The organism is Paraburkholderia silvatlantica, assembly GCF_003096715.1.
Lineage (GTDB): Bacteria > Pseudomonadota > Gammaproteobacteria > Burkholderiales > Burkholderiaceae > Paraburkholderia > Paraburkholderia silvatlantica.
Map to the genome: position 1 here is coordinate 1 of NZ_QEOL01000036.1, position 12667 is coordinate 12667.

At 58.5% G+C, this 12667-nt stretch carries 10 protein-coding genes; 2 read left to right on the forward strand and 8 right to left on the reverse strand.

Annotation, left to right across the window (positions count from 1 at the left end; all coding sequences use genetic code 11):
• Positions 1-190: hypothetical protein (locus C7411_RS37915; RefSeq protein ID WP_207786583.1), on the forward strand; the 190-nt coding region annotated here is incomplete at its 5' end.
• Positions 191-846: 656 nt separating this feature from the next.
• Positions 847-2652, forward strand: a complete 1806-nt coding sequence (locus C7411_RS33435; RefSeq protein WP_110388386.1) for a hypothetical protein — start codon at positions 847-849, stop codon at positions 2650-2652.
• Positions 2653-3075: 423 nt separating this feature from the next.
• On the opposite strand, the gene C7411_RS33440 is transcribed toward C7411_RS33435, so the two are convergent.
• From C7411_RS33440 to C7411_RS33475, 8 genes are all read right to left on the reverse strand, one after another.
• Complete coding sequence (locus C7411_RS33440) at positions 3076-4206, reverse strand: hypothetical protein (RefSeq protein WP_207786584.1); 1131 nt, start codon at positions 4204-4206, stop codon at positions 3076-3078.
• A gap of 198 nt (positions 4207-4404) precedes the next feature.
• On the reverse strand, positions 4405-4830 hold the full coding sequence (locus tag C7411_RS33445) for a GtrA family protein (protein ID WP_110388388.1): 426 nt from the start codon (positions 4828-4830) through the stop codon (positions 4405-4407).
• A complete protein-coding gene (locus C7411_RS33450; RefSeq protein ID WP_110388389.1) occupies positions 4827-6110 on the reverse strand; it encodes an NAD(P)/FAD-dependent oxidoreductase in 1284 nt (427 codons plus the stop codon). Before C7411_RS33450 ends, C7411_RS33445 begins: the two co-directional genes overlap by 4 nt.
• 6 nt (positions 6111-6116) lie before the next feature.
• Complete coding sequence (locus C7411_RS33455; RefSeq protein ID WP_110388390.1) at positions 6117-7055, reverse strand: NAD-dependent epimerase/dehydratase family protein; 939 nt, start codon at positions 7053-7055, stop codon at positions 6117-6119.
• Positions 7056-7108: 53 nt separating this feature from the next.
• The gene (locus C7411_RS33460) at positions 7109-7849 is read right to left on the reverse strand and encodes an SDR family oxidoreductase (protein WP_110388391.1); all 741 of its coding nucleotides are present in this window, start codon (positions 7847-7849) and stop codon (positions 7109-7111) included.
• On the reverse strand, positions 7846-9162 hold the full coding sequence (locus C7411_RS33465) for an FAD-binding oxidoreductase (protein ID WP_110388392.1): 1317 nt from the start codon (positions 9160-9162) through the stop codon (positions 7846-7848). The genes C7411_RS33460 and C7411_RS33465 overlap by 4 nt, the downstream gene beginning before the upstream one ends.
• Before the next feature lie 3 nt (positions 9163-9165).
• Positions 9166-10590, reverse strand: a complete 1425-nt coding sequence (locus C7411_RS33470; RefSeq protein WP_110388393.1) for a UbiA family prenyltransferase — start codon at positions 10588-10590, stop codon at positions 9166-9168.
• A gap of 195 nt (positions 10591-10785) precedes the next feature.
• The gene (locus C7411_RS33475; RefSeq protein WP_243413435.1) at positions 10786-12504 is read right to left on the reverse strand and encodes a hypothetical protein; all 1719 of its coding nucleotides are present in this window, start codon (positions 12502-12504) and stop codon (positions 10786-10788) included.
• Between the last annotated feature and the right edge of the window lie 163 nt (positions 12505-12667).

Below are 12667 nucleotides of genomic sequence, written 5' to 3' on the forward strand. Positions count from 1 at the left end.
GCTTCATCACCTCGTCAAACATTCCTTCGTACCCGCCATCCTTGAACAGGCCGCCAGGTTACCAGGTTTGACGCACAAAGACCTTGAAAGGGCTGCCCATAAGACCCCATCTCAAGCAGCCGTTAATTTTGAGGAAAGCGACGACGTCCGCCACGTCGCTCTAAATACAAGCCGGCTGAATTTCAGCTAGGCAAACTACTTGTTCGACGATGACGTGGTCAATAACGTGCGGAGAAACGTCCTGGGGCAAGACGACGTACCGCGCATTGGGGCGATCCGTTCTTCGACCAGAAGGGTATTCGCTGTCGGCCGCGATCGCAAGATTCATCGATATGCTGTTCCCCTTGAACGAGGACACACGCATCGAAAGTGGACGCCGGAATGGAGCGCATCTCGTTCAGTCGCAGACCGGTTTGGGCAGGAGGACGCCGTGCAGCGCGCTCATGCGTCTGTTGCATGGGTGTGCACAAGTCGACTGCGCTGGCTATTCAGAAAGGACCGAATCAGGAGCCGCAGATTGCTGAGGCCTCGCTTTCGCAACTACGTGACGCGAGCTATCTTCTTCGAGCTGACTCTCAATCTGATCAGGCATGCCGACAAAACTTGACGCCGCACTAACGGCTCTGAACAGATCCAGTTGTCGATGGACGCCATTGCCTTCAAGGACGACGAATCGATGCAAACGATCCAGCCAGTCAGCAGAAACTCGCCGCGTGACGGTGTCGACCATCAGCCGCTAGAACCGGACTTGACCATATCTCCTCGGGGGCGTGTAATATAGTCGCCACTTCACATCATCTGATGTGGTCATCTATGAATTGTAAAGAAATCGAAACGTCCAGCTATATGTCCTCGAAAATTAAAATCAGTCAAAGCACAAAGATTAGGGCCGATGGATTTTTCGTTAATGTATTGATTGCGATTGGTGCAGTCATTGCAGCATGCGTGGTGCTGCAAACGATATTCTGGGAAACCAGAAATTTGTTTGTGGTGCCATGGTACGACGACATGTTTGACCATACGCGTATGCATCATGCAATGGTTAGCTTGAAAGCGCTAATGTCCTATATGATCTCGCCGCACAATGAGCATCGCATTTTCACCACGCGCGCTATCTCGTTCCTTGACGAGCGTTTCCTGTCGGGTAGAGAATACGGGCAGGTTTTCATTACAAATTTATTGCAAATCGGCGCTGCGCTCATTACATGGATTGTCTTTATAAAGAGTGGTATCTTCGAGAACCGCTATTTGAAATTAACCCTTTTGCCGACCATTTTTCTCTTCTTTGTTAATCCGAATTTTCTCTACACGCTAGTCATACCGTTTCAATTGCAATTTGGCTTCATGGCGTGCATATGTGTCACCTCGGCGTTCGTTGTAAGCCAGGCATCGTCGGTAGAAAGGCTCACAGATCGTGAGCAGATCAAGTTGGTTGGTACTCTACTTGCCCTCGCCTTGGTGGCGACATTTACGCTGGGAAACTCACCGGTCGTGCTGCTTGCTTCGGCCGCCACCGCGGTGGTACTTCGATGGAGGCGATCGATAACCGCAACCTTAATTCTTCTCGCTGTCGCTCACGTCGCGATTATGCTGGCCATCACGCCAGCAACAGGTTCGCGGACCCATAACCCGATCCTGATCTTAAAGTTCTCGCTAATGTATCTCGGCGGAGCCTTCACGAGAGTCGATCCTTGGCCGGGTAATTTTCTAACGTGGAGCGACTCTCCTTACGTCGCCGCAATATGTGGGGCGTTTGTCCTCGCGACTGCTGTATGCTTCGCAATCGCTCGTTTCTTGCGTCCAGGACTCGGCGGTCGACTCGCAACTTTTGGGTTCATGCTTCTGACCGTCGTAATCATAACGAGCCTCGCGGGCGGCCTTGCTCGCGCTCAGTTCGGTATATTGGAGGCGCTGAATAAGAAGTATGCATCTTTTTCTGCGCTTAGCTGGATAGGCGCTTACGCAGTGCTTACGGGTGTCGCTTTCAATACGCAAGGCCCCCGTAGGCGCTTTATTCCCACGTCAATAGCAATTGCACTTGCGTTTGTGCTCGCGTTGACTTTGAACGGAGCAAATCGCGAGGAGCGACTCTGGACAAAAGCTAGAAACACGACATGGGAAGCGGCATTGGCTGGATTCGTAGGGATTAATAACCGCGATGAACTTCACGTGTTGGACGACCGTGAAAGTGAAGTTCCGGAATACATGCGCTATGCTAGTATCCAGAACATCGGCATTTTCTCCTATTTCCCATTCCGCATAGGCGACGACGCAGCAGCATTTCTTTCAGCAAGAAGGGAAATCAGTTGCAAGGGCGAAGTGGAGTCGGTGAGTCCAGTCAGCGCGAATTCACCACGATATTTCAACGTGGCGGGATCTCCCGCTGCGATCGCCGGTTGGGCTTGGATGACCGACGAGCATAAACCGGCAACGACGGTGATAGCCATAGACGGGACAAATCACATTGTCGGAGCAGCGCGAAGCACCCGTCGAAGCGCACGCGCCGAGGAGTGGTTAGCTCAAACTTTTGACCAAAATTTGGGTTGGTTTGGCTACGCGCGACCCGTGTCGTGGCAGGGCGTCAAATTCTACGCACTGTCAAGTTCCGGGAAACAATTCTGCGCACTAGGAACGCTGGGAAGCGTACGATAGTGAGCACGCGCATACGCGTGCCGACCTGCACGCGTATGCGCGATCTCGAATTATGGTGCCGACGTCTGTGGAGCTCAACTACCTGTAATTATCCAGGCTGCCAGATGCATCCGAATAGCTCAAAACTGGCGAGGTGTCGAGGATCCCTTCCACGCGACGCGAGGACGCTCGCAGTCCCTGACAAGCTGCTCGTACCCAATCCCACCGATGGCGTGTCGCTCGCGTCGTATCAGACGTTGTCGGTGGGAATCTCGCCGAAGGTATCGGCCACTTCTTTGCGATCCAGCGACTCAACCATACAAGTTGGGAGCTATCTGGTGCTATCGGAGAGGTCACTACGCATACTTCTGGATGGTGACAGTCGAGTTCCAGATGACGCTTGGTTCAGAATTCAACCGGCCGCTTCCGTTACAGACCACGAAACTACCGTCTGAATATCCGGCGCCACTTCGGCACGGCTTTGGTCTGGACAAGTGCTTGATTTAACTTCTCCAACTGCGCATACCGCTCAAATGCAAGCGTCTGCGTCGTTGTTAATGCCGCCTGGGTTGTTGCGAGTGCTTGCTGTAGCGTGCTTATTTGCGTGTGTCGCTCCAGCGCGAGCCTCTGCTGCTGCTCCAATGCTGCTTGGGTTGTCCCGAGCCGCTCCGAAACAGCCTGTACTATCTCTATAAAAGTCCGAGAAAACAGATGATCGAGCGTGACCTGCCAGATAGACTCTTGGTGGGGTGGCTCTACATCTCCAATTCCGGTCCAGTCGCCAAACACGTGTTCCTCAGGAACAGCTTCAACAAGCGTGGCAAGCGGAAAGCGATTGGCAAGCTCGAGATTGCCGGCTGCGAACTGCTGAATCAAATGGCGCCGCGTTCTAAAGTCCATACGCGGGTGCGCTGGAAGCGGCTGAGCGATTAGTTCAATCGCTCGCTCCTCTGCATCCGACAATGCCCGTTGCATCTGCGCGTGATAGAAATTCTTCAACGATTCGACGATCGGAAGTGATTCGTTGACCCGGCATTCTTCGACCGAGTGATCGGCCGGCCATTCGATCGCGGAGAGAAAATCGGGCAGTGCACCAGACGTACGTATTGAGTCGTATGAGCGGACGTCGACATCAATGTTGTGAACTCGATCCAGAACGTCAATTAGCCGCCGGTAATCGAGTGGGAACTCCGCCAGATCTTCGTGAATGCGCGCAAATGCGTACGGTGAAAATCCCAGGCGAAATCGGCTCTTTAACCGTTCGAGATAGTTGCTTTCGATGAAATCGGGCTGGCGTCGCAGATACAGGATCACGGTCACGCGATCAGCGACAGTCAGTATGCGATCGACGAACCGCTGAAATCCTTGAGTGTTGCGCCACAGCATATGCGTGAATTCTTCACTCGAAAGGATGATGTGGTGCGGAATGAGGGCAATCTCGTCAATCAGCGAGTCGGCCAGCGCTTCATACTCACTCAAGGACGCAGCAACAGCGAAGCCGTGATGTCCGGAATCTGGCGTCCATTTACCTGAATTAGGAAAGTAAAAACCCGCCTTCGACAACAACGACGGCACTTGGGCCAGCGACCGTTGAATTGAGGAGGTACCTGTCTTATGGGTCCCAATATGTAGAAAGCATCGGCGCATGTGTGCAAGGCTGTCGACTAGTTGGCGCAAGAGTGGGCTTGCAAGGGAGACCGGGTAAATGTACTCCCGATAGAGGTACCGGATAGCGCGCGGTGCCGCGAGGCGCTAACACGCGCACACGCAGCCTCAATGCCTGAAACTAAGCTTCTTATGCCCGATATAGCTGCTGAACACCGGCACAACGACTCCAACCAGGTGCGCAATATCGCGGTCGTGCCACGTCATACCTAGCTTGGGAAACACGTAATACGCCAGCCCCACGCTCACCGCCCACGTTTGCGCCACGGCCACGAGATTGACCAGCGTGAAAAAGAACACCGAGCGATGCGTCGACTGCTTGCTTTCCGTGAACACGAACATCTTCGCGAGCACGAACGCCGTGATCATCCCAGCGATGTACGCCACCACGATGGCCGCTGAGTAAGGCATCCACAGGTTGAACAGGATGCGGCTGCTCCAGTTCACGGCAGCCGCAAAGCCGCCGGTGAGCAGGAACATCAGAAAGTTCTTCGACACAAAGCCGCTGCGGACCATCGCGTGCGCTCTCGTCATACCATCCTCGCCATCTTGCGCGACAGCCCGATACTCTCGGAAATGCCGCGATCTTCAGGGTAGTAATACGACGTGTCAGCAACGAGCAGACCTTCCACCGGCAACTGGATCGGCGGCAGCCGATCAAGATAGCCCGGCTCGCAGATCGGCTGCGCGAAGCGGTACCGGCTTGCACGCACGTCGATGAAGTCATCCGCGGTCAGCGCGGGGTTGATCTTCATGAGGTAGCGCTTGACCTTGTCGATGAATGCCGAGTCCGGTTCCTGATACTTCGGATGCTCGCCGGGCACGTAGAACGGTACATACACGACATGGTCGTCAAGCGGCCGCAGATTCGTGTACTCGACGATGCCGGGAATATCCATTTCCGGATCGTTCGTGTTGAGCCAGAAGTTTTCGGTCACGCGCTTCTTGAGCTTCGCGATCACGCACACCACCGCGACGTTCTTCTTGCTGCGGAACGCCTCAAGAATGTCCGTCGGCAGATCGGGCATCACGCCCGCCACATAGGGCAGCGGAATCGTGCTGATTACCTTGTCGAATGCGTGGAACTCACCACCCGCTTCAATGCCCTTGACCTTGCCACTTTCGATCACCACTTTCTGCGCGGGCACGCCGAGCCGGAACTCGCCGCCATGCGCCTCGATGTAGCTGCGCATGCCGTTCAGGAGCGTGTCCGAACCCCCTTCGAGATAACCCAGCTTTTCGCGGAAGAGGTCGTAGCGCGAACGTCCGATACGGCGAATGCGGCTCCAGATCCACGCAGCAGAAAGGTTGTACGCGTAGTCGTAGAACTTGTAGTCGAACAAGCGCCGCCAGAGCACCTCCCATGCCTCTTCGCCAATCCAGCGTCGAATCCAGATCGTGGCTTCGACATGATCGAGGGGCTTCCAGTCGTTGCGCTTCGTCGAGAGAAACGCATGGAGTCCGTACCGAAACTTCGCGCTCAGGCTCAAACCCTTGAACTTGAGCAGTGCCATGGGATTCCCCCAAGGCTGCACGCGCCCCTGGTAGAAGTAGCCCATCTTCGTCTCGCGCCACTTCATCTTGTCTTCGATGCCAAGCTCACGCAGCACCTCGAAGAACGCGTGATCAGAAATCGCGTGGAAATGGTAGTAACGCTCGATGGACAGACCACCGAAGTCGAAGCAGGCCGCCATACCGCCCACGCGGTCGTCGGCCTCGAAGATGATGGGCTTGCGGCCGTCCTTGACCAGTTGGTAGGCAGCGCCAAGACCCATTGGTCCCGCGCCGAGCACGGCGATGCGTTCAGTACTCATGTGTCTTCAGAATTCCAGGGCGATGTGGCTGTAGGTCGGATCGTTGAACGTCTCGTCCATGGCTTTGGCGAACGGCGTGGCGCGAATGCCGAAGATGCCTTCCCAATCGATCACCTCGAACTCATCGCCGGCGGTCAGCGCCTTGAGCTGATCGGCCGTAAACGGCGGGTTCTTGTCGAACACGGCGTAGATCTTCAGCAGCACATAAAAGAGGCCGTAGGGAATGCGTACGATCGCGCAGCGTGCGCGCGTCGCGCGCTTGATCTGCCGGATGATGTCGATGTAATCGACGCGCTCCAGGCCGCTGATATTGAACGCCTGCCCCTTGATGCGCGAATCGATGCTGCTGATGATGACGTTGCAGAAGTCGCCAACGTAGAGCGGCTGGCGCATGTACCTGCCGCTGCCCGGAATCGGGAACACGGGCACGCGGTGCATGAAGCGCGAGAGCCAGCCAAGGTGCTTGCGGTCGAACCAGCCGAACATGAGCGTCGGGCGCAGCACGACACAATTGATGCCCGATGCCACGACGATCTCTTCCTGTTCGCGCTTGGTCTGCGTGTACCAGTCGTCGGCCACCGAGTTCACTACCGACGAGCTGATATGTACGGTGTGGGGAATGCGGTATTGCTTGATGACGTCGAGCACGTGGCGCGTTGCCACGATGTTGTTGCGCACGAAAGGTTCGTGGGTCGGCGCACCGATCTGCGCCTGCAACATGACTACGACGTCGGCGCCCTCGAAGTGCCTGGCCCACTCACCGGGTTCCGCAAGATCCGCATAGATCGCCGTGATGTCCGGATGAACCTGGCGCAGGACTTCGAGGTTGGCTTTGTGCTTGTCGAGCACAACGAGATTGGTGTATCCACGCGCCTTGAGCCGGGCGACCAGATTTTGTCCGACCAAACCGGCGCCGCCAGGAAGAATGATGCGAGTCTGATTCATGCGTTAGCGATTGATTAAATGGATGCCCTACGTGAACTGCCGCTTGCGTGCCCTCAAAGCGACGCCCGTTTGAACACGAATTTTGGAACCGACCTGATGATCAACATGATCAGAGACCAGAACCAGGGCGTGTAGAGAACGTCCCTGTTCTTCTCGACGGCGCGCGTAATGTCGGCGGCCACCTTGTCCGGGGTTGCAACGAGCGGACCGGGCAGCGGCAGACCCGCGGTCATCGGCGTGGCGACGAAACCCGGCTTGATCGTGACGACATGCCCGCCCACCTTGAAAAGACGGGCGTTCAGACCCTCGCAGAATGCCGAGAGCGCGGCCTTCGCGCTGCCGTAGAGATAGTTCGACGGCCGCCCGCGATCGCCCGCAACGGACGAAATGACGGCGATCGTACCATGGCGCTGGGACTCGACCAGATTCGCGATCGGCGTGAGCAGCCCGATGATGGAGGTGACGTTGGTGTTGAATTCACGCATTGCCACCGCTGGGTCGGCCTGGCACTGTGCCTGATCGGGCAGGGTACCGGGCGCGACGAGCACGATATCGAGCGTGCCCAGCTCGGCCTCGCAGCGTGCCAGCATGGCTGCGTGCTGGTCGACGTCGTTGACGTCGAGTTCATGGCACGTTGCCGCTTTGGCGCCACGCGCGATGAGGTCGTCGGCAACCTGCTGCATCCGCTCTACGCTGCGTGCGACGAGAAAGAAACTCGCGCCTTGCGCAGCCCAGCGACGGGCACATGCCGTCGCGATGGCCGAGGTCGCACCTACGATCAGGATATTTTTCATGTTCGTGTCGTTCGTTCCCAAAACCGTGAAAGCATCGCTGGATCCCGAAGGGACTCCAGTTGCTGCCATTGCGGATAGGCGGCCCGGAAATCCTCGCCTGACATGTGCGCGTCCTTCGCCGGATAGAGTCGGCCGTGCGCCTCTCTCACGATCGCGTCGAGACGCGCGAAGAGCCGCGCGTTTTGCGCATCGCGCTGCGGAAAGTCGAGTGCGAGCGAAGTGCCCTCGCGCGGAAACGACAGGAGCCCCGGCGAGGCGATATCGCCACAGCGCTTGAGCACAGCGAGAAAGGAGCCCGTGCCGCTTGTCGCGATGGCCTCGAGAATTTCGCGGATGGCGTCGCGCGCGGCTTCGGGCGGCACGACGCACTGGTACTGCTGAAAGCCCTTACGCCCGTAAATCCGGTTCCACTCGAGCAGACTGTCGAGCGGGTAGAAGTAAGCGTCGTAGCTCACTTTCGCGCGCCTCTCGCCGCTGCGCTGACGGTGGTAGTACGCGCCGTTGAATGCACGCAAGGTGAGCGAGTTGAAGATCGGAACGGGCAGCGTCATCGGGACCGTCCGCTTCTTGCGGCGGTCGACTTCGAGCGGGCCGCCTCTTGCGTGGTCGCCGACCATGAAGATGCCGCGCCCAAGCGTCGAACCGCGGCTCTGGCAGTCCACCCATGCCACGCTGTACTCGTGCAGCGGGTCGAGGCGTTCCGAAAGCGCGAAGAATTCGTCGAGGTTCGAAAAGCGGATGTTCGTCACGTCGATCAGGCTGGACCGGATCGGCATGAGCTGGATTTCCGCCCAAAGGATCAGCCCCGTGAGGCCGAGTCCTCCGATCGTGGCTGCGTAAAAATCCGCGTGCGCGTCCGGTGCGCATTCGAGCAGCGTACCGTCGCTGCGCGCCAGTCCAAAGCGGCGCACATGGCGGCCAAACGTGCCGCGCACGTGGTGATTCTTGCCGTGGACGTCGTTGGCAATCGCACCACCCAGCGTCGCGTATTTGGTGCCGGGGGTGACGGGCAGCATCCAGCCACGTGGAATGGCGACCTCGAGGATCTGCTCCAGCGTGACGCCCGGCTCTGCGCGCAAGACGCCGGTTGTCCAGTCCGCCGCGATCAGGCGATCGAGCGGCAGGGTCTGCAGCACGTGGTCCGAGGCGGCAAGGCAACTGTCGCCGTAGCTGCGTCCATTGCCGAATGCGAGCGCGTTGCCGTTTGCCGCTATCACCTCGCGCCAGGTCGCGGCCGCGCGGTCACGCCACGTGATTCCATGTACCTGTTGTGGATGGGCAGGATAGCGGCCCCAGGATAGCACCGTACCCATCGATCAGGTCGCCGCCCAGAAGACGAGGCAGCATAGAGCCACCACGGCAAGGCTTACTCGGTCGCGCGCGGCGAACACGATCGGATCGTCGTGCATCAGGCCACGGTGCGCGATGATCCACGTGCGGCTCACCCAGTAAAGGAGCAGCGGACATGCGAGCCAGATGATCTGTGGATGCCGGTAGAGATGTGCCGTATTGCCGTCCTGGATATACATGGCGAGCACAAGCACGGAGAGATAGCCGGACGCCGTGCCCAGCGACGAGATGAGCGACAGGTCGCTCGCGAGGTATCCGCGGCCGCGCGTTTTGGCGAGCCCGCGAGCTTGCATCGAATAGAGCTCGGCATAGCGCTTCACGAGCGCAAGGCTCAGGAAGATGAACATCGAGAACGCGAGCAGCCAGAACGTGAGGTGACCGCCGATGGCGGCGGTTCCGGCGACGATGCGAGTGGTATAGAGCATCGCCAGCACGACGACATCCACCATCACCTGGCGCTTGAGGTACATCGAGTAACCAAGCGTGAGTGCGTAGTAGCCCAGCAGCACGGCCGCAAAGCGCCATGGAAGGAATAGCGCGGTCAGCGCGAAGGCGCCCGCGAGCAGGACAGGAAAGAGTGCTATCCCCCAGGTCAGCGGCAGCGCGCCGGAAGCTAGCGGGCGCTTGCGCTTGGTTGGATGGTGCCGGTCGTCCTCGAGGTCGAGCATGTCGTTGAGCAGGTACACGCTCGACGCACAGAGTCCGAAGGCGAAAAAAGCGATCAGCGCTGCGACGATGAGGTCCGGGTAGGCGAGCTTGTGCCCGGCAAGGAGCGGCACGAAGATCAGCAGATTCTTCAGCCATTGATGCAGGCGCAACGACTTCGTCCAGGTTTTCAACGCTGGCGGACGCGATTCGATCACACGTTCGACATTGCCGATCTTGCGGGCCGCGCGTTCGACGCCGCTGGCCGGGTTCACGACATAAGCGCGCGCAGCGGATTGCCAGACCGCGATGTCGTCGTGCGAATTGCCTGCGTAGTCGAAGTTTTTTTCGCCGAATTCGGCCACGAGCTTGTCGCGTTTGCGCTGAGCGGAGAGGTTGACGCCGTCTGCGGTCGCGAAGGTCTGGTCGAACAGGCCCAGATGGTCGGCAATGGCGTGGGCATAGCGCTCGTGGCTGGCAGTCGCGAGCACGAGCGGGCGTCCGGCGTCGCGCTCCTCCTTGAGCCAGTCGAGGACCTGTGCGTCGTAGGGCAGGACCGTGACATCGACATTGGTGTTTTCGGCGAGGCCGGCTTTGAGCGCGGGTTTGCCGCCGCGCGCAAGCCACATGAGCGGCCGGTAAAACCGCAGCGGCGCGGATTTGAGATACGCGAATCCCGATTCGATCAGCACATCCGATCGAATCAACGTGCCATCCAGGTCAACAACGAGTGGTCTGCTGCGCATACAGTCGGCCGGTTGGCAATGGGTTTATAGAGTGTGGTTTATTTAGCGCGCGCCTCGATCCGTCCGAATCCTGCGCCGTTTTCAAGCCAGGAATTTTACCCGGAACTTGTGGCTCCGCTACAGACACGCCGTCGATCTCTTCTACGCTTGCACATTGTCAACAGCTTGCGGGGCGGTCAACGCGCGCAGGCGCGTTCACGCGGGCGGTTGGGTTTTGCCGGTTTCGAAAGCCTGCGCATCGGGAATTTCGCAGTATCGACCGCTATCGAGCCTGCCAAACAGCCGAATTTCGCTGTCCGGCGGACGCTTGAAAAACCCTGTCCAGCCGCCGTAACGATCGTTGGATCCAGTGAGCGATGCGAGATCCGCGCGTGGTGCCCCGGTGATACCCGTGCCCAGTACCTTGCCGGCGCGATCGGCGATCACGATCGACGAGACGTATCGTTTGCCTGTGGAGTCATACAGCCATCCAGTGGCGGCGAACGTGTCAGGGGTCGCAGTCGCGCTAATGCTGTCAATCTTACCGATGCAGCGGGCGTCCGCGGAGACCACTGCTGGCGGTACCGCATAGTCGTGCTGGCCCTGGGCGAATATGGAAAGCCCTGCGGCCTGCGCGCGCGTAGCAACCGCCTGGAGTGCCGCTGGGTTGGGATAGATCCTGGCCGTATACGGGGCGTCGTAGACGTTTGTACGCACCGCGAGGCCCGCGACGCGTTTCGCGTAAAGCTCGCGTTGCGTCGAGTGAAAGACCATGCGCTGTGCAACCGCAATCATTACGAGCATGAATACGAAGCCGCCGACTATCCAGCGCCGCCTCTCAGGGCGAATCTCATTGAGCCAAAGAAAAGCGACGAGCGAGGCGGTCATCAACAGTGGCCCGGTGGTATAGCGCGACAACGTGGCGGTGTCGACGCCAAAGCCAATTCGCCCGACAGCGGTGACGAATGCACCTGCACTTACGAATACCGCCATGGCTAGCAGCGCGGAACCGACGACTGCACGACGTTGCCGGGCTATCCATAGCGCATAAATCAGGCTCGCAAGCACGACTGCGCCCCAAAGGGCGCTCATCACCATGCCCAGGCACCCCCAGGTGGCGGGCGAGCCGAGATAGAGCAGTACGTAGAGCAGAACGCCGAGTGGCTGGTGCACCACTGCGTCGCGCAGTCCCCCGCTCGGCGAATTCGAATGCCACCCCGTGAAGTAGGCCAGCCAGATTGCCGCCGCCGCTAGTGCGATGACAAGGAGACGCGCGCGCGTCGTACGGAGGTACGCAGCCTGAACGGCGAGCACCGGGGCGACGAGGACACCACTAACCATCGATAGTGCCGCCATGATCGCGCTGCCGATGGCAACTGCGAACCATCCGGCCGAGGTCCCAGACGCGCCGCGAAAGCGTGCGCTTTCACTGAGATCGAGGGCGTCGAATGCGCAGAGTCCAAACAGGTACACGGCAAACCACTGGTTCTGGAAGCCCCACGTAAAGTTCTCCGCCTGCATCCAGGCGAATGCGAAGGCAAGCACGCTGCCGACGGCGACCATCCGGGATGCGCGCGAAAGCGTCAGGTTTCGGCGGATGATTCGATAAAGCGCAATGGCGATCAACGCCGCCAGGACGACGTTGGCAGCGAGGTCGAGCACATTGCGCCCGCCGAGGTAGCGCATGTCCGCGAAAAAGATGAGTCTTGAAAAGAACAGGCGATGCTCGTTGTGCAGACCAAAAAACGCCGCCCACGGATGCTCGAGTGCATCCATGTAGAAACCCAGGGTGCCGTCCCACTGGTCTCCATAGGGGACCGGGGAGAAGTGGAGAGCAACTCCGGCCAAGGTCGTCGCGAAGATCGTAATACCGAGCGAGAAGACGACCGCCGGCCAGAAAATGCGAGTATTTGTCAGATATTTCAAATGGGACACGGCAGAGGTTTCATTTTGGTTTCCAAACTCTGGTCAAGATGCAAATCGGTAACGGCAATCTCGCTTGCATGCCCATCGGCTCCCCTTTTTTGCCGGTCGGCCGCGCCCGGCCGCTACTGTACTATTCGTGTGCATCAACGGACAACTGTCCGGCGAGGACAAT

What these genes read in the sequence shown, in the direction of transcription:
- C7411_RS33435 (WP_110388386.1), top strand. Translation starts at nt 847, where the DNA reads ATGTCCTCGAAAATTAAAATCAGTCAAAGCACAAAGATTAGGGCCGAT.
- C7411_RS33445 (WP_110388388.1), bottom strand. Translation starts at nt 4,830, where the DNA reads ATGACGAGAGCGCACGCGATGGTCCGCAGCGGCTTTGTGTCGAAGAAC.
- C7411_RS33450 (WP_110388389.1), bottom strand. Translation starts at nt 6,110, where the DNA reads ATGAGTACTGAACGCATCGCCGTGCTCGGCGCGGGACCAATGGGTCTT.
- C7411_RS33455 (WP_110388390.1), bottom strand. Translation starts at nt 7,055, where the DNA reads ATGAATCAGACTCGCATCATTCTTCCTGGCGGCGCCGGTTTGGTCGGA.
- C7411_RS33460 (WP_110388391.1), bottom strand. Translation starts at nt 7,849, where the DNA reads ATGAAAAATATCCTGATCGTAGGTGCGACCTCGGCCATCGCGACGGCA.
- C7411_RS33465 (WP_110388392.1), bottom strand. Translation starts at nt 9,162, where the DNA reads ATGGGTACGGTGCTATCCTGGGGCCGCTATCCTGCCCATCCACAACAG.
- C7411_RS33470 (WP_110388393.1), bottom strand. Translation starts at nt 10,590, where the DNA reads ATGCGCAGCAGACCACTCGTTGTTGACCTGGATGGCACGTTGATTCGA.